General features: G+C 63.2%; 20 protein-coding genes, 1 tRNA gene and 1 riboswitch. Of the genes, 11 read left to right on the top strand and 10 right to left on the bottom strand.

Annotation, left to right across the window (positions count from 1 at the left end):
- Positions 1-32: 32 nt before the first annotated feature.
- Both NKI63_RS16990 and galE read right to left on the bottom strand, forming a co-directional pair.
- Entirely contained in the window at positions 33-1,283 is a 1,251-nt protein-coding gene (locus NKI63_RS16990) for a D-amino acid dehydrogenase (protein ID WP_352506204.1), read from the bottom strand.
- 43 nt (positions 1,284-1,326) lie between these two features.
- Positions 1,327-2,322: a UDP-glucose 4-epimerase GalE gene (gene galE, locus NKI63_RS16995; protein WP_352506203.1), complete on the bottom strand. Its 996-nt coding sequence runs from the start codon at positions 2,320-2,322 to the stop codon at positions 1,327-1,329.
- Between the two features lie 265 nt (positions 2,323-2,587).
- Between galE and hemA the strand changes: the two genes are divergently transcribed.
- Positions 2,588-3,865, top strand: coding sequence for a 5-aminolevulinate synthase (gene hemA, locus NKI63_RS17000; protein WP_352506202.1), 1,278 nt, complete (start codon positions 2,588-2,590; stop codon positions 3,863-3,865).
- Between the two features lie 36 nt (positions 3,866-3,901).
- Here the strand turns inward: hemA and NKI63_RS17005 are convergent, their stop codons facing one another.
- Positions 3,902-5,068 carry a pyridoxal phosphate-dependent aminotransferase gene (locus tag NKI63_RS17005; protein WP_352822459.1) on the bottom strand — a complete coding sequence of 389 codons (1,167 nt, stop codon included), beginning with the start codon at positions 5,066-5,068 and terminating at the stop codon, positions 3,902-3,904.
- Positions 5,069-5,180: 112 nt separating this feature from the next.
- Complete coding sequence (gene mscL / locus NKI63_RS17010) at positions 5,181-5,603, bottom strand: large conductance mechanosensitive channel protein MscL (protein ID WP_352506200.1); 423 nt, start codon at positions 5,601-5,603, stop codon at positions 5,181-5,183.
- 233 nt (positions 5,604-5,836) lie between these two features.
- Between mscL and NKI63_RS17015 the strand changes: the two genes are divergently transcribed.
- Complete coding sequence (locus tag NKI63_RS17015; RefSeq protein ID WP_352822580.1) at positions 5,837-9,325, top strand: PAS domain-containing hybrid sensor histidine kinase/response regulator; 3,489 nt, start codon at positions 5,837-5,839, stop codon at positions 9,323-9,325.
- A gap of 3 nt (positions 9,326-9,328) precedes the next feature.
- Here the strand turns inward: NKI63_RS17015 and NKI63_RS17020 are convergent, their stop codons facing one another.
- Both NKI63_RS17020 and NKI63_RS17025 read right to left on the bottom strand, forming a co-directional pair.
- Positions 9,329-9,982, bottom strand: a complete 654-nt coding sequence (locus NKI63_RS17020) for a response regulator transcription factor (protein WP_352738446.1) — start codon at positions 9,980-9,982, stop codon at positions 9,329-9,331.
- A 127-nt stretch (positions 9,983-10,109) separates the two neighbouring features.
- Complete coding sequence (locus NKI63_RS17025) at positions 10,110-10,541, bottom strand: hypothetical protein (RefSeq protein WP_352738444.1); 432 nt, start codon at positions 10,539-10,541, stop codon at positions 10,110-10,112.
- A 126-nt stretch (positions 10,542-10,667) separates the two neighbouring features.
- Between NKI63_RS17025 and NKI63_RS17030 the strand changes: the two genes are divergently transcribed.
- Together NKI63_RS17030 and NKI63_RS17035 are read left to right on the top strand one after the other, a co-directional pair.
- A complete protein-coding gene (locus NKI63_RS17030; RefSeq protein ID WP_352738442.1) occupies positions 10,668-11,018 on the top strand; it encodes a DUF952 domain-containing protein in 351 nt (116 codons plus the stop codon).
- Complete coding sequence (locus NKI63_RS17035; RefSeq protein WP_352822464.1) at positions 11,015-12,091, top strand: quinone-dependent dihydroorotate dehydrogenase; 1,077 nt, start codon at positions 11,015-11,017, stop codon at positions 12,089-12,091. The genes NKI63_RS17030 and NKI63_RS17035 overlap by 4 nt, the downstream gene beginning before the upstream one ends.
- A 3-nt stretch (positions 12,092-12,094) precedes the next feature.
- On the opposite strand, the gene NKI63_RS17040 is transcribed toward NKI63_RS17035, so the two are convergent.
- Positions 12,095-13,519 (bottom strand): MATE family efflux transporter, encoded by a 1,425-nt coding sequence (locus NKI63_RS17040; protein ID WP_352822582.1) that lies wholly within the window; start codon positions 13,517-13,519, stop codon positions 12,095-12,097.
- A gap of 50 nt (positions 13,520-13,569) precedes the next feature.
- On the opposite strand from NKI63_RS17040, the gene NKI63_RS17045 reads away from it, so the two are divergent.
- The gene (locus NKI63_RS17045) at positions 13,570-14,472 is read left to right on the top strand and encodes a histone deacetylase family protein (RefSeq protein ID WP_352822466.1); all 903 of its coding nucleotides are present in this window, start codon (positions 13,570-13,572) and stop codon (positions 14,470-14,472) included.
- Between the two features lie 3 nt (positions 14,473-14,475).
- Here NKI63_RS17045 and NKI63_RS17050 read toward each other — a convergent pair whose 3' ends face one another.
- Positions 14,476-14,739, bottom strand: a complete 264-nt coding sequence (locus tag NKI63_RS17050; protein WP_352475918.1) for a DUF6460 domain-containing protein — start codon at positions 14,737-14,739, stop codon at positions 14,476-14,478.
- A 133-nt stretch (positions 14,740-14,872) separates the two neighbouring features.
- On the opposite strand from NKI63_RS17050, the gene NKI63_RS17055 reads away from it, so the two are divergent.
- Positions 14,873-14,946 (top strand) — tRNA-Gly (locus tag NKI63_RS17055).
- Positions 14,947-15,233: 287 nt separating this feature from the next.
- Here NKI63_RS17055 and NKI63_RS17060 read toward each other — a convergent pair.
- On the bottom strand, positions 15,234-16,223 hold the full coding sequence (locus NKI63_RS17060) for a LysR family transcriptional regulator (RefSeq protein ID WP_352475919.1): 990 nt from the start codon (positions 16,221-16,223) through the stop codon (positions 15,234-15,236).
- Between the two features lie 317 nt (positions 16,224-16,540).
- On the opposite strand from NKI63_RS17060, the gene chvE reads away from it, so the two are divergent.
- The 4 genes from chvE to araD1 all read left to right on the top strand — a co-directional run bounded on the left by chvE (position 16,541) and on the right by araD1 (position 21,710).
- Entirely contained in the window at positions 16,541-17,605 is a 1,065-nt protein-coding gene (gene chvE, locus NKI63_RS17065) for a multiple monosaccharide ABC transporter substrate-binding protein (RefSeq protein WP_023719486.1), read from the top strand.
- Positions 17,606-17,704: 99 nt separating this feature from the next.
- Positions 17,705-19,237: a multiple monosaccharide ABC transporter ATP-binding protein gene (gene mmsA, locus NKI63_RS17070; RefSeq protein ID WP_352506194.1), complete on the top strand. Its 1,533-nt coding sequence runs from the start codon at positions 17,705-17,707 to the stop codon at positions 19,235-19,237.
- A complete protein-coding gene (gene mmsB, locus NKI63_RS17075; protein WP_352506193.1) occupies positions 19,234-20,526 on the top strand; it encodes a multiple monosaccharide ABC transporter permease in 1,293 nt (430 codons plus the stop codon). The genes mmsA and mmsB overlap by 4 nt, the downstream gene beginning before the upstream one ends.
- A 191-nt stretch (positions 20,527-20,717) precedes the next feature.
- Complete coding sequence (gene araD1 / locus NKI63_RS17080) at positions 20,718-21,710, top strand: AraD1 family protein (RefSeq protein ID WP_352475920.1); 993 nt, start codon at positions 20,718-20,720, stop codon at positions 21,708-21,710.
- Between the two features lie 55 nt (positions 21,711-21,765).
- Here the strand turns inward: araD1 and NKI63_RS17085 are convergent, their stop codons facing one another.
- A complete protein-coding gene (locus tag NKI63_RS17085; RefSeq protein ID WP_352506192.1) occupies positions 21,766-22,860 on the bottom strand; it encodes a 2'-deoxycytidine 5'-triphosphate deaminase in 1,095 nt (364 codons plus the stop codon).
- A gap of 135 nt (positions 22,861-22,995) precedes the next feature.
- Positions 22,996-23,073, top strand: a riboswitch (SAM riboswitch).
- 69 nt (positions 23,074-23,142) lie between these two features.
- On the opposite strand from NKI63_RS17085, the gene NKI63_RS17090 reads away from it, so the two are divergent.
- Positions 23,143-24,333, top strand: a complete 1,191-nt coding sequence (locus NKI63_RS17090; RefSeq protein WP_352506191.1) for an O-succinylhomoserine sulfhydrylase — start codon at positions 23,143-23,145, stop codon at positions 24,331-24,333.
- Positions 24,334-24,337: the final 4 nt, after the last annotated feature.

The raw sequence follows: 24,337 nt of genomic DNA on the forward strand, positions 1-24,337 counted from the left end.
CGAGCTCATGGCGTCCTGATGTTCGGAGATGCCTAGCCCACGTAGAGCAATCCCTGCGGATCGATCTCCGGCTTGCGGCCGGCAACTATGTCGGCAAGGAACTTTCCCGAGCCGCAGGCCATGGTCCAGCCGAGATGGCCGTGGCCGGTGTCGAGGTAGAGATTGTCGTACCGCGCCCGGCCGATGACCGGCACGGAGTTCGGCATCATCGGGCGAAGTCCAGCCCAGAGCTCGGCCTTGCTCTCGTCGAAAGCCCCGGGGAACAAGTCTTTGCCGGTGTTCAGGATCGAGTTGAAATCGCGTGGCTTGAACGCGCGGTCGAAACCGGTGAACTCCGCCGTCGAGGACATCCGCAGCCGGTTTCCCAGCCTGGAATAGCCGATCAGCCGGTCCTCGTCGGCGCCGCCCATGATCGGCCCCTTGCTTTCATCTTCCAGCGGAACAGTCACGGTATAGCCCTTCACCGGATAGACGGGCAGATCGATGCCGTAGCGGCGGCCGAGCAGACCGCTCTCCGGCCCCATGGAAATGACCACCGCGTCACCGGCCACCGGGCCGGCCGAGGTCATCACGGCGCGCACGCGGCCGCCGTCGATGTCGAGGCCTTCGACCGTGGTGCCGTAGAGGAATTGGACGCCGAGTTTCTCGGCGGCATAGGCAGCGAGGCGCTGCGTGAATTGGCTGGAGTCGCCGGTCTGGTCGATCGGCGAATAGACGCCGCCGGCAATCTTGTCCTTGGCGCCGGCGAGGCCCGGCTCGAGCTCGACCAACCGGTCGCGGCCGACGATCTCGATCGGCAGGCCGTGTTCGCCGAGATAGCGGTAATTGTCGGTGCCGGTATCAAAGCTCTGCTGCGAGCGGAAGAAATACAGAATGCCCTTCTTGCGCTCGTCATAGTGGATGCCGGTCTCGGCGGAGACGGCGTTGATGCAGTCGCGCGAATAAAGCGCCAGACGCAGCTTGACATCGGTGTTGGCGCGCATGCGCTTATGCGTGCACTGGCGCAGGAAGCGCAGGCTCCAGGCGAAAAAATACGGATCGAAGCGCAGCCGCACCTTGATGCCGAGATCGTGGTTGTAGAGGCCGCGCAGGAACGTCTTCAGCGCGGCTGGCGAGGCCCAGGCGGTGGCGTCTCCGGGCGACACCAGGCCGGCATTCGACCGGCTCGTGCCGCGTGCTGCCGCCGGATGGCGCTCGATCACCGTCACCTCATGGCCGTCGCTGGCCAGATAATAGGCCGCCGCCGTACCGACGACGCCGGCCCCAAGTACCAGGATTTTCATTCCGCCCCCAGCGCGCCGAACCAACCTTTGCGGAGAGCCCGCTTCACCCCAGAGCCGAATTCTTGCTGGTCAGGATGCGCTCCCAGGCAAGCGCATCGGCAACGATCTGGTCGAGGTTGTCGCGCTGCGGGGTCCAGCCGAGCTCACCGCGCGCCAGCTCCGAATTGGCGACGACCGCGGCGGCGTCGCCGGCGCGGCGATCGCCCATCCGTACCTCGAAATCATGGCCGAAGACGCGGCGGACGCTGTCGATGACCTCGAGCACCGAATAGCCGTGGCTGTAACCACAATTGGCGACCAGGCTCGATCCGCCGGCACGCAGCCGCTGCAGCGCCAGCCGATGCGCCGCCGCCAGGTCGCTGACGTGGATATAGTCGCGCATGCAGGTGCCGTCCGGCGTCGGATAGTCGGTGCCGAACACCTGCATGAAGGGGCGCTTGCCGAGCGCCGTCTCGCAGGCGACCTTGATCAGATGCGTGGCACCGGGCGTCGACTGGCCGGTGCGGCCCTTCGGATCGGCGCCGGCGACGTTGAAATAGCGCAGCGCCGTATAGCGCAACCCGTGGGCAATCGCCGCATCGCGCAGCATCCATTCGCTCATCAGCTTGGACAGGCCATAGGGCGATTCCGGCGCAAGCCGGGCATCCTCGCGTACCGGTTCCAGGCCGGCGCCGCCATAGACGGCGGCGGTCGAGGAAAAGATGAAATTGGGCACGCCTTCGCGCACCGCGGTCTCGATCAAGGTGCGCGTCTTGCAGGTGTTGTTCTCGTAATAGGCAAGCGGGTCGGCGACCGATTCGGGGACCACGATCGAGCCGGCGAAATGGATGATCGCGTCGACCTTATTGTCGCGGATGATCGAGGCAACCAGTTCCCTGTCGGCGACATCGCCGACAACGAGCTTTGCTTCCGGAGCCACTGCCCATTCAAAGCCGGTGGAAAGCCGGTCGAGGACGACGACGCTGTCACCCGTGTCCAGCAATTCCCAGACCATATGGCTACCGATATAGCCGGCCCCGCCTGTCACCAAAACCGTCATCCGCATCCTCGCTATTCATGATTTGTCGGAACTGTCTCAATCGTCGCCTTACTGGAAAACCTGCCGCCGAGCCATTAGAACCTGCGGTAACCGGTCTCATCGGCGCGTGGCATTGTCCTGAAACAAGATTGATCCACATCAAGGGAATAGGCCACGTTCCGTGGTCGTTAGGAACAGGCTCGGGGCGTGGCATTTTGACCAAAAAGGCCAAGTGGACGATGAATGGGCCAATGACTATGATCGCGCGCAAAATTGGGAAGGCGACATGAACTACCAGCGGTTTTTCGAGGAAGCGATCGACCAGCTCCATGCAGAGCGTCGCTACCGCGTCTTCGCCGACCTTGAGCGTATCGTCGGGAAATTCCCGCGCGCCATCTGGCGCGCCAATGGCCGCGCCGAGGAAATCACCGTCTGGTGCTCCAACGATTATCTCGGCATGGGCCAGCATCCCGACGTCATTGCCGCGTTCCAGAAGGCGGCAGGCAAGATGGGGTCGGGCGCCGGCGGCACCCGCAACATCTCCGGCACCAGCAACCCGCTGGTCGAGCTCGAACTGGAGCTTGCCGACCTGCACGACAAGGAAGCGGCACTGGTTTTCACCTCCGGCTTCGTTTCAAACGAGGCGTCGATCTCGACCATTGCAAAGCTGCTTCCCAATTGCTTGATCATCTCGGACGAACTCAACCACGCTTCGATGATCGAGGGCGTGCGGCGCTCGGGCGCCGAGAAGAAGATCTTCCGCCATAATGACGTGGCACATCTCGAAACCCTGCTGCAGACGGCCGGCCGCGAGCGCGCCAAGCTGATCGTCTTCGAGAGCGTCTATTCGATGGACGGCGACATCGCGCCGATCAAGCAGATCGTCGAACTCGCCGAGCGTTACAACGCCATGACCTACATCGACGAGGTCCACGCCGTCGGCATGTACGGGCCGCGCGGCGGCGGCATCACCGAGCGCGAAGGGCTGGCCGACCGCATCGACATCATCGAGGGCACGCTGGCCAAGGCGTTCGGCACGCTTGGCGGCTACATCGCCGGCAACACTGCGGTGATCGACGCGGTGCGCTCCTATGCGCCGGGCTTCATCTTCACCACGGCGTTGCCGCCAGCGATCGCTGCAGCGGCAACCACCTCGATCCGCCATCTCAAGCGTTCGCAGGCCGAGCGCGACGCACAGCTGCGTCAGGCGACACGGACCAAGCAAGTGCTGGCCGCAGCCGGCCTGCCGGTGATGGAATCGCCTACCCACATCGTGCCGCTTCTGGTCGGCGATCCCGAGCTCTGCAAGATGGCCAGCGACCGCCTGCTCGGTGTGCACGGCATCTATATCCAGCCGATCAACTACCCGACAGTGCCGCGCGGCACCGAGCGGCTGCGCATCACGCCTACACCGTTCCATTCGGACGCGCTGATTGCCTCCCTGCAGGACGCGCTGGTCGAGACATGGGACGCGTTGGGGATTCCCTACGGTTCGGCCGGCCGGCCTTCAGTAGCCAAGAGCGACCGCGTCATTCCGTTGCTGGTGCCGAAGTCGGGCGGGTGAAGCCCGTTTGAAACTCTACTCAGGCTTTGAGGCAGCTCACACACTCGTCATCCATTTCGCCAGCCGGTGCGCGGCTTCTTCGAGCTGGTCGAGGCGGCGGTGGAAGCACAGCCTGAGGAAGGCTTCGCCGCCGGGGCCGAAGGCGGTGCCGGGGGCCAGGCCGACATTGGCGCGGTCGACCATGTCGAAGGCGGCGGCGCGGGAATCGGTGACGCCGTCGACCGCGAAGAACAGATAGAATGCGCCCTGCGGCACGGTGAAGCGCGCCCGGCCGGTTTCGGCAAGAATACCGCAGACCAGGTCGCGCGCCGCCCTCGCCCGCTCCACCTGCTCGACGATGAAGGCATCGCCCTCATCCAGCGCAACGACGGCCCCGCGCTGCATGAACTGGGCAACGCCGGAAGTCGAATACTGGACCAGGTTTTCGAACACATGCTGCAAGGTGGGATGGATCTTGATCCAGCCGATGCGCCAGCCGGTCATCGCCCAGTTCTTGGAAAAAGAATTGACGAACAGAATGCGGTCCTCATCGGCCATGATGTCGATGAACGACGGCGCGCGGCCGTGGCCGTAATGAAACAGCGAGTAGATCTCGTCGGCGATAATCCACAGACCCCTTTGGCGGGCAAAATCGAGGATCGCCTGCAACGTTTCCTTGTCGGCAGTCCAGCCGGTCGGGTTGGACGGCGTGTTGACGAACAGCGCCTTGGTCCGTGGCGTGATCGCCGCTGCGATCTTGTCGACATCGCAGGACCAGCCATTGCCCGACTGATCGAGCGTCACCGCGACTGGCACGGCGCCGGCTACCCCGGCGGCGGCGGCGAAGTTCGGCCATGCCGGCGACAGGTAGACGAGTTCGTCGCCCTTGCCGGCCACCGCGTCGATGGCCAGCTGGATGGCATGCATGCCGGAGCCGGTGACGATGAATTCTTCGTTGGCGAAAGTCTTGCCGAAATGCCTGGTGTAGTAGCGGGCGAGCGCCTGCCTGAGTTCGGGAATGCCTCTCTGCCAGGTATAGAAGGTTTCGCCGCCGGCGAGTGCCTTGGCGGCGGCATCGGTGATGAAGGCGGGCGTCGGCAGGTCACCCTCGCCGGCCCAGAGCGGGATCATGCCGTCGCGGCCGCGGCCACGGTTCATGACGGCGACAATGCCGCTTTCAGGCGCCGCCCGAGCCTCGGCGCGCAAGGTATCGATCAAGGTCATGGATAGGTCCGTTTTCGTTTGCTCGACTGCTAGCGTGTTTCAGGGCGGGCGAAAACAGAAAACCCCGGCCGCAAGCGACCAGGGTTTTGGTCCAGAGAGGTTCTCGCAAGTGCTATTTTCTGGCGAGGAGATCGCGAATTTCGGTGAGCAGCGCGACGTCGGCTGGCGGCGGAGCGGCCGGGGCAGCCGGTTTTTCGCGCTCCAGCCGCTGGCGCAGATTGTTCACCGCTTTGATCATCAGGAAGATGATGAAAGCGAGGATAAGGAAGTTCAGCGCCACGGTGATGAAGCTGCCATAGGCGAAGACAGCGCCCTGTTTCTTCGCATCGGCCAGTGAGGTTGCATTCACCGCGGAAGACAGGGGTATGAAGTAGTTGTTGAAGTCCAGTCCTCCGAAGATCGCGCCAACAATAGGCATGATGATGTCGTCGACCAGCGAGGTGACGATCTTGCCGAAGGCAGCGCCAATGATGACGGCGACGGCCAGGTCCATCACATTGCCCCTGGAAATGAATTCCTGAAACTCTTTCAGCATTCGACTCCTCCTTGTCCTGACCGGCCGTTCTGCCGTCCGCTCCTCGGCATTGACCGGCCAGCAGAATAGCAAAAACCTGCGGTTGCAACAGGAGCAAAAGCTGGTTTCAGCCGGTCACGATTGCCTGACGCAGCCGCTATAATACGCCGAAAGCCGCGATGGACTCGATCGCCAAGCTGTGATTGCGTCAGCAAGGCCGGATGAAAAGCCGGCGCAGGGAGGAAGTTCGAGGCGTGCAGGGCTGGTTCATCGTCATCATCGCGATTGCCTATGTGACGTTGCTGTTTGCCATCGCCAGCCTGGGCGACCGGCGCTCGACTTCATCCGGCCCCGGCCGCGCCCGGCCCTTCATCTATGCGCTCAGCCTTGCCATCTACTGCACCTCCTGGACCTTCTTCGGCTCGGTCGGGCTGTCCTCCGAGCGCGGCCTCGAGTTCCTCGGCATCTATATCGGACCGGTGCTGGTGTTTGTGTTCGGCTTTCCGCTGCTGCAGCGCATCATCAGGCTGGCCAAGACCGAGAAGATCACCTCGATCGCCGACTTTCTCGGCGCCCGCTACGGCAAGAGTTTTGCTGTCGCGGCGATCGCCACACTGATCGCGACCATCGGGGCGGTGCCCTATATGGCGCTGCAATTGAAGGCAATCTCCGGCTCGGTCAGCCTGATGGTCGAACACTATACCGGCGCGCCGCCCTCCTTCGATCCGTTCGTCAGCGACATCTCACTGGTCGTGGCCATGCTGCTGGCGCTGTTCGCGGTGCTGTTCGGCACGCGCCATGCCGACGCCACCGAACACCAGGACGGGCTGGTGCTGGCTGTGGCAGTCGAAACGGTGGTCAAGCTCGCCGCCTTCCTGGCGATCGGCCTGATGGTCACGTTCTTGATCTTCGGCGGGCCGGGCGACATGTTCGACCGGCTCGCCGAAAACACGCAGGTGCGCCAGGCGATGGGCTACAACACCTCCCTCGCTACCTGGCTGGTGCTGACATGCCTGAGCGGCTTTGCCATCCTCATGTTGCCGCGCCAGTTCTACGTCACCATCGTCGAAAACCGCAGCGAGGCCGAGCTGCGCACCGCGACATGGGTGTTTCCGCTCTATCTGGTGGCGATCAACCTGTTCGTGCTGCCGATCGCGCTAGCCGGCCTGGAACTGGTCGGCACGAGAACCAGCAGCGACCTCTATGTGCTGTCACTGCCGCTGTTCAGCGGCCACGACGTGCTGGCCATGGCCGCCTTCATCGGCGGCCTGTCGGCGGCGACCGCAATGGTGATCGTCGAGAGCGTCGCGCTGTCGATCATGATCTCCAACGATCTGGTCATTCCTCTGTTCGTGAGGCGATTGCTGCGGACCACGACCTCCGAGAACGAGGACTGGTCGACGCTCATCTTGAATGTGCGGCGGGCGGCGATCTTCATCATGCTGTTTATCGCCTTCCTCTACTACCGCGAGAGCACCAACAACGCGCGTCTGTCCTCGATCGGCCTGATGTCGTTCGCCGCGATCGCGCAGTTCGCGCCGGCAATGATCGGCGGCCTGGTCTGGCGCGGCGCCAACGGCCGGGGTGCCGCACTCGGCATGGTCGCCGGCATCGTCGTCTGGAGCTACACGCTGCTGCTTCCCTCGCTCGTCGCGCCCGATACCGGCATCCTCGTCCACGGCCTGTTCGGCTTAGATGCGTTGCGGCCGCAAGCTCTTTTCGGCACCGTCGCCGAGCCGCTGAACCATGGCGTGCTGTGGAGCCTGTCGATCAACACGCTGTTTTTTGTGTTCGGCTCGCTGTCGCGGGCGTCGGTGCCGCTGGAGCGCATCCAGGCGTCGATCTTCGTGCCGCGCGAGGCGGGGCCGCTGCCGAGCCTGCGCCGCTTCCGCACCACCATCACCGTCAACGACCTCAAGGACACGATCGCGCGCTATCTCGGTGTCGAACGCACCGAGCGGTCATTCCAGTCATTCGAAAAGAGCAGCGGCACTTCACTGCACGGCAACGAGCAGGCCAGCATGGATGTCATCCGTTTCTCCGAGCAGCTTCTGGCCAGCGCCGTCGGCTCGTCCTCGGCGCGGCTGATCCTGTCGTTGCTGCTGCGCCGCAACGACCGCGAATCCAAGGACGCCTTCCGCCTGCTCGACGACGCCACAGAGGCGCTGCAGCACAATCGGGACCTGCTGCAGATCGCGCTCGACCAGATGGAACAGGGCATCACTGTCTTCGACCGGGATTTTCGGTTGATCTGCTGGAACCGCCAGTACCGGGCGCTGTTCGACCTGCCCGACGAGATGGGCCAGGTCGGCGTCTCACTCGATCGTATCCTGCGCCACCTTGCCGAGCGCGGCGATATACCGGCAGATCAACGCGTTACCATGCTGAACCGCCTGACCAGCTTCGTCAGCCCCTGGCAGATGGAGCTGAAGACCAGCGGGCGCATTCTCGAATTGCGCTCCAACCCGATGCCGGACGGCGGCATCGTCGCCACCTACGCTGACATTTCCGGACGCGTCGAGCAGGATCTGGCGCTCAAGCGCGCCAACGAATCCCTGGAACAGCGGGTGAAGAGCCGCACCGCCGAGCTCACCCGCGTCAACGAGGAGCTGGCGCAGGCGCAGATGCTGGCCGAGGAGGCCAATCTCGGCAAGACCCGCTTCCTCGCTGCCGCCGGCCATGACATCTTGCAGCCGCTGAACGCCGCCCGCCTCTATTGCTCGTCGCTGATCGAGAAGACCGGCAAGGGGCCCGCCGGCAAGGCGGCGATGAACATCGAATCGTCGCTGGAATCGGTCGAGACCATCCTCGGCGCGGTGCTCGACATTTCGCGCCTCGATGCCGGCGCGATGAAGCCGGACGATACGACCTTCGGCCTCGACGGGCTGCTGCGCCAGATCGGCAACGACTTCCGGCCGCTTGCCGCCGAAAAGAAGCTCGAGCTCTCGATCATGCCGTCGTCGCTCAGCGTGATGACGGACCGCAATCTGCTGCGCCGCCTGATCCAGAACCTGGTCTCCAACGCCATCAAGTATACGCGCCGTGGCCGTATCCTGGTCGGCGTGCGGCGGCGCGGCGAACTGGCCGAGATCCAGGTGATCGACACCGGCATCGGCATTGCCGGCGACAAGCTGAACACCGTGTTTCGCGAATTCACCCGGCTGGACGAAGGCGCACGCGAGGCGGAAGGCCTTGGCCTTGGGCTCTCCATTGTCGACCGCATCGCCCGCGTCCTGCGCCTCGAAATCCGGATCTTTTCCAACCCCGGCAAGGGCACACGCTTTTCCGTGCTGCTGCCTGTGGCGGCCGTGCAGGCGCCGCGACGCGAGGCGGAGGCGAAGCCGCCTGCCCGTGCCGCGGCCTCGCTTGCCGGGCTCAATGTGCTCTGCATCGACAACGACGCCCGCATCCTCGACGGCATGCGGCTCCTGCTCGAGGGCTGGGGCTGCAGCGTCGACACGCTTTCCGGCGCGGAGGATCTCGACAGGTCCGGCATGCATCGGCCGGACATCGTGCTTGCCGACTATCATCTCGACAACAGGACCGGCCTCGAATTGATCGCCCAGTTGCGTGCGATCCATGGCGAGGACCTGCCGGCCGTGCTGGTCACCGCCGACCGCTCCAGCGAAGTTCGCGCCGCCGCCGGCAGGCTCGACGTGCCGGTGATCAGCAAACCGCTAAAACCGGCGGTGCTGCGCTCGATGATGGCCAGGGTCAGGCCGCTGGCGCCGGCGGCCGAATAGGGATCAGCCGGCCGTCTGCAGCGGGTCGCTGCCTATTTTTGACAAAAGGATGACCGCCTGGGTGCGGCTGTCGACGCCGAGCTTCTGCAGGATAGCCGAGACATGCGCTTTGATCGTCGCTTCGGAGACCCCGAGCTCATAGGCGATCTGCTTGTTGAGCAGTCCTTCTGCCACCATGCCGAGCACGCGCGTCTGCTGGGGCGTCAGCGCCTGCAGCCGCTTGATCAGGTCGGAAATCTCGGGATCGCGCTCGACGCCGAGATCGACCCCGGCGGGCGCCGCGATATCACCTGCGAGCACCGACTGCACCGCATTGCGGATCTCCTCCATGCTGGCCGATTTGGAGATGAAGCCGGAGGCGCCGAGATCGAGCGCGCGCCGGATCGTCACCGGATCGTCATGCGCCGAGACCACCATCATTGGCACCGCCGGATGGATGCCGCGCAACGAAATCAGGCCGGAAAGACCGCTTGCCCCCGGCATCGAGAGATCGAGCAGCACCAGATCGACATCCTCATTGGCCAGGACCAGCGCCTTGGCGCTTTCGAAATCGCCGGCCTCGTGAATGGCGGCAACGTCTCCGATGCCCGCGAGTGCCTCCCTCAATGCACCGCGAAAAAGCGGATGATCGTCGGCAATGACGAATGTGTAGCCCAACGGTGATTCCCTCCCCGAATCCCGTTGGCGATTTTCCGCCTTGCAGGATCTGAACGATCATAACGCCATGCCTGCTGTTCGGCGTGGCCGGCTTGCTATTCCCGCCCCAGGTCTTGTTGCGAATTGCCTAGGTCTTTTGCGAATTGGGCTTGGCGCCGTCTTCGTCCTTGTCCATGTCCTTGACGATGTCCATAAAGCTACGCAGGAAGCGCTCCATGTAGCCCATCGTCTTGTTGAAATCCTCCTCGCTGGGCAAAGTCGATTCGAGACGTGCGGCAAGCGAATTTTCGAGCTTGGCGACGCGTTCGTCGAGCGCCTTCACCGAATTTTGCAGCCGGTCGACCTCATCCTGGAAGGCGGCACGTTCGTCGGCCGCCGTCTTGCAGACAAGCTGACCGGAGCGCTCCTCGCAGAGCGACATGGCGCCGGTTTGCGTATCCATGCGGACATAGCCATTGGCCGATTTTTCCAACCGGTAGCGATCGGCTTCCTCGGAAAAGGCCGACGCCGCTGTAAGCGAGACCAGTGCTGCGGGGATCAAAACGTGTTTCAGACGCATGTTTTCCTCCATGAGCCAGTCAGCGCAATCTATCACAGTTTGCGCCTGAAATGGGGACGAACCTGAAATGGGGAAGAACACGGGCCTGCCCTTCCCCGCGTGGTCGGTTCGGACTATAGCGCAACCATGTCCGAGATCATCTACAAGATAGTTCCCGAGGCGCTTTGGCGCGAGGCCGAAAGGGAAGGCCGCTTCACCGGCGCGCCGATCGACGTCGCCGACGGTTTCATCCATTTTTCCACCGCCGGGCAGGTTCGGGAAACGGCGGCCAAACATTTCGCCGGCCAGGGCGGGTTGCTGCTGGTCGCCGTCGACGGCGCGCACCTTGGCGATGCGCTGAAATATGAAGTCTCGCGCGGCGGCGCCTTGTTCCCGCATCTTTACGACGCGCTCAGCCTCGATGCGGTCGTTTCGGTGCAGGCATTGCCGCTCGGCGCCCACGGCCGGCATGAATTCCCGGCGCTGGAGGCCGAATGAGCGCGTTCGACCGGATCGGCCAAAAACTGCTGTTCACGCTCGATCCGGAAACCGCGCATGGGCTGTCGATTGCCGCGCTGAGATGCGGCCTGCCGGTCGCCGGGCGCCCTTTGCGAGACGACAGGTTGAAGACACGCATCTGCGGGCTCGATTTTCCGAACCCGCTCGGCATGGCCGCGGGTTACGACAAGAATGCCGAAGTGCCGGACGCGCTGCTCGGCCTCGGCTTCGGCTTCGCCGAGGTCGGCACGATCACGCCGCTGCCGCAGACGGGCAATCCGAAGCCGCGCATCTTCCGGCTGCCTTCGGACGGGGCAGTGATCAACCGGCTGGGCTTCAACAATGAAGGCCACGCCGCCGCGGAAAAGCGTCTTGCTGCCCGCAAGGGCCGCGCCGGCATCGTCGGCGTCAACATCGGCGCCAACAAGGACAGCACCGACCGCGTCAGTGACTATGAACGCGGCGTGGTCCGGTTTGCGCGATATGCCAGTTATCTGGCAATCAACATCTCCTCGCCGAACACGCCGGGCCTGCGCAACATGCAGGCACGCGAACAGCTTGGCGAACTCCTGTCGCGTGTCATGGCCGCGCGTCCGGCAGCATCCGCGAAACCACCGGTCTTCCTCAAGATCGCGCCGGACCTGGTCGAGGCCGAGTTGGAGGACATCGCCGCCGAGCTCACCGAGAAGCAGATTGACGGCCTCATCGTCTCCAACACCACGATCGCGCGATCCGGCCTGCGCAACGCCGGCCTTGCCGGCGAGGCCGGCGGTCTTTCGGGGAAACCCTTGTTCGAGCGCTCGACCATCGTGCTGGCAAGGATGCGAAAACTGCTTGGCCCGGATACCACTATCATCGGCGTCGGCGGCGTTGATTCCGCCGAGACGGCCCTGGAAAAGATCCGCGCCGGCGCCGATCTCGTGCAGCTCTATACCGGCATGATCTATGCTGGGCCCGCGCTGCCGGGGCGCATTCTTTCCGGCATGGCTCGTTTCATGGACAGTCAAGGGCTGAAGTCGCTGCGCGAGCTTCGCGACAGCCGCCTCGATCAATGGGCGGTGAAACCGCTTTAGCGATTAGTTAAAGGCGGTGCGCACCCGCAGCCGCAATATGGCGAGCAGGCTGAAGCCGCGTACCAGCAGGAAGACATGCAACGCCGCCCACAAGCCGTGATTGCCGAAGGCCGGCACCAGAATCAGCAGGGCGGCGCTGAACGACAGGAACGACACCAGCATCATGTTGCGCATGTCGCGCGACCATGTTGCGCCGATGAAGACACCGTCCATCTCGAAAGCCAGCACGCCGCTGAGCGCGGTGAACGCCGCCCATGGCAAGTAGATGTCGGCAATGGCGCGGACGTCCGTCGAGGTCGTGATCAGGGCGACGAGATCGGTGCCCTCCAGCAGGACGAAGAGCGTCGCCGCGCCCGCCAGACCGAGCCCCCAAAGCAGCGTCAGCCGCACCGCCTGGTTAAAGGCGGTGGCGGCGCGCGCTCCAATGGCGCGGCCGGCGAGCTGCTCGGCGGCAGTGGCGAAACCATCGAGGAAATAGCCGGCAACCAAGAATAGGTTCATCAGCACAGCGTTGGCGGCCAGCGTCAGTGTGCCGAACTGCGCGCCTTGGCGCGTGAACAGCGCAAAGGCGGCGAGCAGCGAAAAGGAGCGGATCATGATATCGCGATTGAGCGACATCATGCGCAGGAATGCCGGCAAATCGAGGACGCGGTGGCGCGGCAGCGTGGGCGCTGCCCAAAAGCGCCGGCCGACAATGGCGAGACCAAGCAGCATGGCGACGAATTCGCCGGTGACCGTTGCCCAGGCAACGCCGGCAACGCCCCAGCCGAGCTCCAGGCCAAGCAGGAAGCAAAGGGCGATGTTGATGCCGTTCAATATCAATTGCAGCATCAGCCCAAGCCCGCCCTCGCCGCGCCCAAGCACGTAGCCAAGGATGGCGTAATTGATCAGCGAGAACGGTGCTGCGAGCATCCTGATGCGGATATAGACGTCCATCGCCGCGCTGACGCGCGGTTCGGCGCCGATGAACCATTGCCCGGCGGCGGAAACCAGCGGCGCAAGCGCGGCAAGCACGACGCCGGCGACGACCGCGATCAGCACGGCGCGCCAGAACACCGCCTGCTCCTCCAGCGCATCGCCGCGCCCGAAGGCCTGGGCGACGAGGCCGGTGGTGCCGGAGCGCAGGAAGTTGAAGGTGGTGAAAACGACGTCGAAGATCAGGGCGCCGGCCGCCAGGCCGCCGAGAAGGGCGGCATCGCCGAACTGCCCAACCACCGCCGTGTCGACGATTCCGAGCAACGGCGTCGTCAGATAGGCGAGCGTCATCGGCACGGCGATGGCGAGCACCGAGCGGTTGGTGACGACGAAGGCCCTGGCTTCGGTGGCGTGGGCTTCGGTGGGTAAAGCCTGCTCCAAACGCGTGTTGCTTCCTGTTGCGGCTTGATCGGCTGGCCGATGTGCCCCAATTTGGGGACCTCGCGCAACCATCCACCCCGCTATGGTCAACCGAAACCCGCCTCTGGCGCACCGCCCGTCCCATGCCCTTGCAGATCGTTCATCATCCCGACTACGACGCCGGCTTCGCGGTCAACCACCGCTTCCCGATGAGCAAATATCCGCTGCTGATGGATGCCTTGCGGGCGCGCGGCCTGGCGCAGCCCGAAGCGCTCAACACACCAGCGGTGGCGCGGCCATCATGGCTGAAGCTTGCCCACGCGGCAGACTATGTCGACCAGGTGCTTGCCTGCGACGTGCCGGTGAGGATCGAGCGCGAGATCGGCTTTCCCGTGGGACCGCGGGTTTCGCTGAGGGCGCAGCTCGCAACGGCCGGCACGGTGATGGCGGCGCGGCTGGCTTTGCTGAACGGAATCGCTTGCAACACGGCCGGCGGCAGTCATCACGCGCGGCGCGCGCAAGGCGCCGGCTTCTGCACCTTCAACGACGTGGCGGTTGCCGCGCTGGTGCTGCTCGCCGAAGGTGCCGCCCAAAACATCCTGGTCGTCGACCTCGACGTGCATCAGGGCGACGGCACGGCGGATATCCTGAACGACGAGCCGCGCGTGTTTACCTTCTCGATGCATGGCGACCGCAACTACCCCGCACGCAAGATCGCCTCCAACCTCGATGTCGCCCTGCCCGACGGCGCCGGCGATGCAGCCTATCTGGAGCGGCTGGACGCCATCCTGCCGGAGCTGTCGGCGCGAAGGCGCTGGGACCTCGTCTTCTACAATGCCGGCGTCGATGTCCATGTCGAGGACCGGCTCGGCAGGTTGTCGCTCACGGATGACGGGCTGCGCGCCCGTGACGATATGGTGATCCGCCATTTCCGCACGCTCGATATCCCGGTGTGCGGGGTCATCGGCGGCGGCTATTCGGCGGATGTCGCAGCACTCGCCGCACGCCACGCCATCCTGTTCGAGCTGGCTGCGGAATACGCCTGAAATTCACTTCCTGAAATTGGCGATCCTGAGCAGGATGAAGGCCGGCACGACGATTGCAGCACCGAGCAGGATGTAGCCGAGGAAACGGTCGATGGCGTGGAAGCCCAAGTTCCACAGGTCGATGAAGAATTTGCGGATGCCGTAAAGCACGTCCATCGGCGACCAGCCGAAGGCATTCATGACCAAGCCGACGAGGAACGACACCACAAGCAGCTTAAGGATCACCCGGAGCGGCGTATCGCCGAGAAAGCGGTTCAGTGCGGACAAGGCCTGTCTCCACAGTCGGGTGCCGCGATTCGGGCACATGCCCAGAAATACGCAGTTGACAGCCCTGCATCAAGCCGAGCCCTCAAACCGGGATTGCGCATCGGCGCCGGGCCATGATATCGGAGGAACCAGCGCGGGTATGATGTAATGGTAGCTTGTCAGCTTCCCAAGCTGAACGCGCGGGTTCGATTCCCGCTACCCGCTCCAGCTTTTGCCCCAGTGCATTGCACTTGTTTTGGCCAATCTGAAAACCAGCGGATTTATAGGCAGTTTTTTGCAACCCGGCTGGCCGCCTTTCATCTGTTTGGCCGATGTACCGGTTCCTGGAATATTTCACATTGAGGGTCGGCGGGGCCTCGAATGACCCCAACCGGAATGTCTACCCTTTGCCCGCTGGCTTCTGCTGGCGGGCTTTTTTGAGCATCCTCGCTATTGCCAACGTGCACCGGCGCCGCTCGGGGCCACGGAATGCGCCCCGCTATTCGCTCCAAGCCTCAGCCCACCTCTCGCAAAATGAAATCGTGCAGCATCTTGGCTGCCGGCGACAGCGCGCGGTTCTTCACCGTGATCAGGCTGTAGGGTCTGACCTCGATGTCGAACTCGGTCTGGACAACATCGATGGCGCCGGCCAGGCCTTCCGGGTTCTGGATGAACTTCGCGACCTGGATCGAAACCGGCGCGATGGCGTCGGATTGCGCGACCATGACCAGAGTCAATAGCAGCGAGCTGGTATTGAGGATGCGGTCCGGCAACGCGATATTTCGGTTCAGAAAGTTGCTCTCCATCGCCTGGCGCAGCGGCGAGCCGCCCGACTGGAAAACCCAGTCATAGGCGGCGGTGTCTTCCAGCCGCACCACCTTGCCCTTGGTCAGCGGGTGGCCGCGGCGCACGATCAGGCAGGCCTTCTCGACGCCGATGACGCGGGCTTCGAACAGCCGCGGATTGAGGTCGTCGGGGATGCGGGCGATGATGAAATCGTGGCGCGAGGCGATCAGCTCGCGCGCCAACACGTTCGAGGTCTCGACCTGCATGGTGATTTCGATGCGCGGATAGAGGCGCCGGATCTCGCGGATCGCCGGTACCGCCAGCTCGATCGCCGGTGCTGTTACCGCTCCCAGGAACACCGAGCCGCCCTTGCCCGCCTTGAGCTCGAAAATCTCACGGTCGACCTCGCGCATCTCGAGCAGGATCGATCGCGCGCGCCGTGCCAACGCCTTGCCATAGGGCGTCAGCGTGATGCCGCGCGGCAGCCTTTCGCAGAGCTTGACATCGAGCACGGCCTCCATCTCGGCGATCATGCGCGAGGCCGCCGGCTGCGAGATGTTCATGACCTGGGCCGCGGCGCTCACCCGGCCGTGCTCGTCGAGGGCTGCGATCATGCGCATGTGACGCAGGCTCAAGCCGCTGCGCAGCAAGGTTCCGCCATCGCCCGGGATTTCATCGTAACCGGCTGATATTCCGCCAGGATTTCGCAGCGCCGCCATGATTTTTCCCTACTCGCACGCCCGGCGCCCCGGCAAAATCCGGCAGCGTCCTCACTAGCCTAAGCCATATCAGTCTCGATATAGCAACCATCAAAGATCGCATTTGACAGTTATGGCAAAGCGACACACCCTTCGCGCGTCCTGACACTTGACGATCGGCGACGAGAGAAAACTCGTATCGATTGAACCCAGAGTTTCGGGGCCGATTGGGAGGATACCGGAGATCGATTGACGGCAGCGGCGCCTTTGGCGCTCCTGCACGATTGCGCGGCCCACGAAACCCAAGGGTACGCGTCCATCAACCAGGGAGAGTTAATGTGAAGATTATCAAGACACTGGCCGCCGTCGCGGCCCTAGGCATCGCGGCTATGACGCTGCCGGCGCAGGCGGGCGAAGGCCTGGTCGGCGTGCTGATGCCCACCAAGACCTCGCAGCGCTGGATCAACGATGGCGACGCCGTCAAGTCCCAGCTCGAGGCTCTGGGCTACACTGTCGACCTGCAATACGCGCAGGACGACATTCCGAACCAGCTCAGCCAGCTGGAAAACGAAATCACCAAGGGCCCGAAGGCGCTGATCATCGCTTCGATCGACGGCACCACGATGGGCGATGCGCTGCAGAAGGCGAATGACGCAGGCGTCGTCGTCGTCGCTTACGACCGCCTGATCAAGAAGACGCCAAATGTCGATTACTACACCACCTTCGACAATTTCGGCGTCGGCGTCATCCAGGCAAAATCGCTGCTCAAGGGCCTCGGCTATCCCGAGAAGAAGGGTCCGTTCAACATCGAGCTGTTCGGCGGTTCGCCGGACGACAACAATGCGTTCTTCTTCTATAACGGCGCCATGTCGGTTCTTCAGCCGCTGATCGACGACAAGACCCTCGTCGTGAAGTCCGGCCAGATGGGCATGGACAAGGTCGGCACGCTGCGCTGGCTGGCGGCAACCGCCCAGGCCCGCATGGACAATCTGCTCTCCGCCAACTACTCGGACGGCAGCCGCGTCGATGGCGTGCTCTCGCCCTATGACGGCCTGTCGCGCGGCATCATCGCTTCGCTGCGTGCCGTAGGCTACGGCACTGCCGATCAGCCATGGCCGATCGTCACCGGACAGGACGCCGAGACCGCTTCGGTCAAGGCGATCATTGCCGGCGAACAGTATTCGACCGTGTTCAAGGACACCCGCGAACTCGCCAAGGCGACGGTCGAACTCGTCGACAAGGTGCTCTCGGGCGGCAAGCCGGAAGGCCTCGACACCACGACCTACAACAACGACGTCAAGGTCGTTCCCTCGATCCTGTTGACGCCGCATGACGTCGACAAGTCGAACTACCAGGCGCTGGTGGTCGACTCCGGCTACATCAAGGCCGAAGAACTGAAGTAATCGCGGTTACAAAGCCTGGGGTCCTGCGCAGGCAGGGCCCCTTTTCGTTGGCGAGCCAGCCCGGTATTGTTTGCGGACCTCGCAGGAGTGGTATTCTCAATGGCATCGACGATTTTGGAGATGCGCGACATCACCAAGACGTTTCCAGGCGTCAAGGCGCTGTCGAACGTCAAGCTCATGGTCGAGGAAGGCGAGATCCATGCCGTGGTCGGCGAGAACGGCGCCGGCAAGTCGACGCTGATGAAGGTGCTGTCGGGTGTGTATCCGTCCGGCACCTATGACGGCCAGATCATCTATCGCGGCGATGAGTGCCATTTTAAAGGCATCCATGACAGCGAGCGCAAGGGCATCGTCATCATCCACCAGGAGCTTGCGCTGGTGCCGATGCTGTCTATCGCCGAAAACATATTTCTCGGCAACGAGCAGGCCAGATACGGCGTCATCGACTGGAATGCCAACGAGACGCGCACCAGCGCCCTGCTCAAGAAGGTCGGCCTCAAGGAAGACCCCAACACGCTGATCACCAATATCGGCGTCGGCAAGCAGCAGCTGGTCGAGATCGCCAAGGCGCTCAGCAAGGAAGTGAAGCTGCTCATTCTGGACGAGCCGACGGCGAGCCTGTCCGAAAAGGACAGCCAGGCGCTGCTCGATCTGCTGCTCGAATTCAAGCGGCAGGGCATCACTTCGATCCTGATCTCCCACAAGCTCAACGAGGTGAACCGGGTCGCCGACAAGGTCACGATCATCCGTGACGGCCGGACCATCGAGACGTTGGCCAAGAAGGACATCTCGGAGGACCGCATCATCACGTCGATGGTCGGCCGTTCGCTCGACGACCGCTACCCGCCGCGAGAGCCGAAGATCGGTGAGACCGTTCTCGAAGTGAAAAACTGGTCGGTCTACCATCCCATCCATGCCGAGCGGCAGGTCATCAAGGGCATCAACCTCAACGCCCGCAAGGGCGAGGTGGTCGGCATTGCCGGGCTGATGGGCGCCGGCCGGACCGAGTTTGCCATGAGCCTGTTCGGCCGGTCCTATGGCCGTCGCATCACGGGCGAGGTGTTCCTTAACGGCAAGCCGATCGATGTCTCTTCGGTGAGCAAGGCGGTGGAACACGGCATCGCCTATGTTACGGAGGACCGCAAGACCTACGGTCTCAACTTGATCGACCATATCAAGCATAACATCACGCTGGCCAACCTGCCCGGCGTCTCGCGCCATGGCGTGATCGAGGATTTGCGCGAGCTTTCCGTCGCCAACGATTATCGCGGCAGGACCAATATCCGCGCCTCAAGCGTCTACCAGATGACCGGCAACCTTTCTGGCGGCAATCAGCAGAAGGTGGTGCTGTCGAAATGGCTGTTCGCCAATCCGGAAGTGCTGATCCTCGACGAGCCGACACGCGGTATCGATGTCGGCGCCAAATATGAAATCTATACGATCATCGCGCGTCTCGCCTCCGAGGGTAAGGCAATCATCGTCATCTCGTCGGAAATGCCCGAACTGCTCGGCATCACCGACCGCATCTACGTCATGAACGAAGGACGCATCGTCGGCGAAATGGCGGCGAGCGACGCCAGCCAGGAAAAGATCATGCGCGCCATCGTCCGTGGAGAAGGGAAAGCATCATGAGCACCGAAAGCGCTCCCGGGCCGCAAACCGGCGTCGCCCAGGATATACAACAGGCACCTCGCATTGCCGTCTCGGCGCTGGTCACCAATCTGCGCGAATACGGGTTGGTGCTGGCGTTGATCGCAATCATGGTGTTCTTCCAGTTCACCACGTCCGGAACGCTGTTCAAGCCGGTGAACCTCAGCAATCTCGTGCAGCAGAACAGCTTCATCATCGTGATGGCGCTGGGCATGCTTCTGGTGATCGTTTCGGGCCATATCGATCTCAGCGTCGGCTCAGTCGCCGGCTTCATCGGCGCACTGGCGGCGATGATGATGGTCATCTGGCCGCTTGGCCCATTGAGCAATCCGCTGGTGGTGTCGATCATCTGCCTGATCGTCGGTGGTGCGATCGGCGCGGCACAAGGCTACTGGATTGCCTATCACCGAATACCGAGCTTTATCGTCACGCTGGCGGGCATGCTGATCTTCCGCGGCATCTGCCAGGCGCTGCTCGGTGGCGGGTCTTCCGTGGGGCCGCTTCCAGTCGGCTTCAAGGCGCTCAGTTCCGGCTTCATTCCGGACCTGATCGGCCCATTGACACTGATACCGCCAACCGTGAACGCCGCCGGCAAAACCATTGTCGGCAGCGGCCTCACGCTGCACCTGACGACGATCGTGATCGGCCTCGTCGCCGTGCTCGCCTATGCCTATTTCGGGCTCAGGGCACGGCGCACCCGCGAGAAGCATGGCTACGAAGCCGAGCCCTTCTCGCTGTTCGTCGTCAAGACCCTGGTGATCAGCGCGCTGGCGCTGTTTCTCGTTTACCAATTCGCCACCTATAGGGGCCTCCCCATCGTTCTCATGGTGATGGGTGTGCTGATCGCGTTGTTCGTCTTCGTTACCAAACGCATGACGATCGGCCGCCGCATCTATGCGATGGGCGGCAATGCCAAGGCAGCCCAGCTATCGGGCATCAAGACCGAACGGCTGACGTTGATGGTGTTCATCAATATGGGCGTGCTGTCGGCACTCGGCGGCCTGATTATCGCAGCGCGCCTGGGGCAGGCTGTGCCGGCGGCCGGCCTCGGCAGCGAGCTCGACGTCATCGCCGCGGTGTTCATCGGTGGCGCTTCGGCGATGGGCGGCGTCGGCCAGGTCATCGGCGCGGTGGTCGGCGGCTTCATCATGGGCGTCATGAACAACGGCATGTCGATCATGGGCGTCAATGTCGACTGGCAGCAGGTGGTCAAAGGCCTGGTGCTGCTCGGCGCCGTCGTCTTCGACGTCTACAACAAGAACAAGGCTTGAGAGGCAACCAGGAGGCATACGGGTCACATCGCGGCGCTGCCGGGCGGCGCAAAGAAGTCCCTCGAGGGACCTGATCCGCGAGCGCAATCCGGACGAAGAATTTCAATCGAGGCGCGGACAACGGTCCGAGCCGCGCCGGGCAGGGTTTGCCAAGAAAGGCACGCCAAGCCCGCAATTCAGAGAGGGTTACCATGCTGATCTCACAGATCCTCGACGACGCCGAGACGATCCGCGTCGTTGCCCGCAACGGCGGCAAGACCCGCGTCATCAACGGCGCGCGCAGCGTCTATTCGCTGGCGATGGAAGCCGCGCGCACCGGCAGCGGGCTTGTCGCCCTGATCGAGCGCAAGGGCTTCGGCGAAACCATCGATCTGGACGCAGCCTACAAGAAGGGACGACTGCTGTCGCCGATCAACCATCCCGATCCGGCGCATCTCCATCTCACCGGCACCGGGCTGACGCATCTCGGCTCCGCCGCGACCCGCGATTCCATGCACAAGAAGCTCAGCACGGACGGCGAGGAACAGCTGACCGATTCCATGAAGATGTTCCGCATGGGGCTTGAGGGTGGCAAGCCGGCGAAGGGCCAGATCGGCGTGCAGCCGGAATGGTTCTACAAGGGCAACGGCACTATGGCGGTGGCGCCCGGTGCGGCGCTTGTGTCGCCGGCCTTCGCCCAGGATGCCGGCGAGGAGCCGGAAATCGCCGGTATCTATGTGATCGGCGACGACGGCGCCCCATTCCGCGTCGGCTTCACCCTGTCGAACGAGTTTTCCGACCACGTCACCGAGCGTGTGAACTATCTCTTCCTCGCCCATTCCAAGCTGCGTAACGCTTCGTTCGGCCCGGAGATCCTGATCGGCGACCTGCCGTCCGATATCCGCGGCGCTTCACGCATCCTGCGCGACGGCAAGCTGCTTTGGGAAAAGCCGTTCCTGTCGGGCGAGGCGAACATGTCGCACACCATTGGCAATCTCGAGCATCACCACTTCAAATACTCGGCCTTCCGCCAGCCGGGTGATGTGCATGTACACATGTTCGGCACGGCAACACTGTCCTTCGCCGACGGCATCAGGACCGAGGCCGGTGACGTATTCGAAATCGAGGCGCAGGATTTCGGCCTGCCGCTGCGCAACCCGCTTGAAATCGAGCAGCCGGTGAAGGTGGCGGTGAAGGCGCTTTGAGGCGTCGATGACAGCGTGATCTCCCCCCTCGTGGGGGAGATTGGCAGTTCCAAACTCATCGCGCGGCGCGGAAATGCTTGGACAGTTTCAGGCCCTGCGCCTGATAGTTCGAGCCGAGATCTGTGCCGTAGAGCGCCTGCGGCCGTTTCAGCATGTGCTCGTAGACCAACCGTCCGACGATCTGGCCGTGGTCGAGGATGAACGGCACTTCGTGGCTACGCACCTCGAGCACCGCCCGGCTGCCGGTGCCGCCCGACGCCGAATGGCCGAAACCCGGGTCGAAGAAACCGGCATAATGGACGCGGAACTCGCCGACCAGCGGGTCGAAAGGCGTCATTTCGGCGGCGTAGAGTGGCGGCACATGGACCGCCTCGCGCGACACCAAGATGTAGAATTCGTCCGGATCGAGCACCAGCTCGCCGGCGCCGCTTTTGTAGAGCGGCTCCCAGAAATCGACGACATCCTGCGCGGCGCGCTTGTCGACGTCGACCAGGCCGGTGTGGTGCTTGCCGCGATAGCCGACCAGCCCGTCCTTGTCGCCGTCGAGATCGATCGACAGCGCGATTCCGCCGCCTGAGATGTTGGGTGGTTCGGTGGCGACCAACATTTCGGCGCGGTGCAACTCGTGCAGCTCGCTTTCCGACAAGAGCGCATTGCCGGTGCGGAACCTGATCTGCGACAGCCGCGAGCCGGTCCGCACGATGATCGGGAAAGTGCGCGGGCTGACCTCCAGATAGAGCGGGCCTTCATAGCCAGCGGCGATCTTGTCGAACTCGTGGCCACGGTCGGTCATTACGCGGGTGAAGATATCGAGCCGTCCGGTCGAGCTTTTCGGGTTGGCGGAGGCGGAAATATGGGCGGGCAGCGCCAGGCTTTCGAGCAGCGGCACGATGTAGACGCAGCCGGTTTCCAGCACCGCACCTTCGGCGAGGTTGATCTCGTGCAGCTTCAGCCGGTCGAGCTTGTCGACAACCCTGTGGTCCGGGCCGGGCAAGAAGGAAGCACGCACTCGCCAGGCCTTGTCGCCGAGCCTGAGGTCAAGGCTGGCCGGCTGGATCTGATCGGCATCGAGCATGCGCGGCGATTTCAGCGCGCCCGTCTGGAACAGCTCGGAAATATGCTGATCGGGAAGAATGCCTGTCTGCCGCAAGGGTCTGGCTCCGTTCGAAGGCCGGGCGAGGTCTTGTTCTGTCGCAGGTCCGACCGTGGACGCCTTTGGCACCTGCTTGGTACAACCCTCTTAATCATGCCGGCAATTGACGCAAGCGTGGCGCGGGTCTAAAGCTCGTTATCCCGTGGTGATTTGGCCGGTCGGCTTGCAGCCACGTTAAACAAGTCGCTAAAGGACCGTCGGCCGCAAGGCCATATGGACCGGTTGCGACTTTCGCGGCCGGTTTTTTGTTGTTTGGACCAATTTTGGTGTTTGGATGGAATGATGACCAAGAAGCGCGACTGGAAGCCTCAGACCGCACTCGTGCATGCCGGGACGCTGCGTTCCGGCTTCGGCGAGACCTCCGAGGCGATGTATCTCACCCAAGGCTATGTCTACGAGACGGCGCAAGCGGCGGAGGCCCGCTTCAAGGGCGAGGAGCCGGGCTTCATCTATTCGCGCTATGCCAATCCGACGGTCGACATGTTTGAGAAACGCATGTGCGCGCTGGAAGGAGCCGAGGACGCGCGCGCGACGGCATCCGGCATGGCGGCGGTGACGGCAGCACTGCTGTGTAGCGCCAAGGCGGGCGACCATATCGTGGCGGCGCGCGCGCTGTTCGGCTCCTGCCGCTGGGTGATCGAGACGCTGGCGCCGAAATACGGCATTGAGGCAACGCTGGTCGACGGCACCGACATCGCCAATTGGGAAAAGGCGGTCAAGCCAAACACCAAACTGTTTTTCCTGGAAAGCCCTACCAATCCAACGCTGGAGGTAGTCGACATTGCCGCCGTCGCGGCACTTGCCAATTCGATCGGCGCCAGGCTGATCGTCGATAATGTCTTCGCTACGCCCTTGCAGCAGAAACCCCTGCAGCTCGGCGCCCACATCGTCGTCTATTCGGCCACGAAGCATATTGACGGCCAGGGGCGTTGTCTTGGCGGCATCGTTCTGTCGGACAAGAAATGGATCGACGAGAATCTGCATGACTATTTCCGCCACACCGGCCCCAGCCTCTCGCCCTTCAATGCCTGGACGCTGCTGAAAGGCCTGGAGACGCTGCCGCTACGCGTACGCCAGCAGACGGAAAGTGCCGGCCGCATCGCGGATTTCCTGGCCGAGCGCCCGCAAATCGCCCGCGTCATCTATCCCGGCCGCGCCGACCACCCGCAAGCGGCCGTGGTCAAGAAGCAGATGTCAGGCGGCTCGACGCTGATTTGCTTCGATGTGAAGGGCGGCAAGCAGGCGGCCTTTGCCTTCCAGAACGCACTCGACGTCGTGCTGATTTCCAACAATCTCGGCGACGCCAAGAGCCTGATCACCCATCCGGCGACGACCACACACAAGAACTTGACTGATGAAGCCCGCGCCGAGCTCGGCATCGGACCGGGAACGCTCAGGCTGTCAGTCGGCCTTGAGGACGCCGACGACCTGCTCGAAGACATCGAGCAGGCACTGAGAGTTGCCGGATAAGGGC

The organism is Mesorhizobium sp. M0410, assembly GCF_040321435.1.
GTDB lineage: Bacteria > Pseudomonadota > Alphaproteobacteria > Rhizobiales > Rhizobiaceae > Mesorhizobium.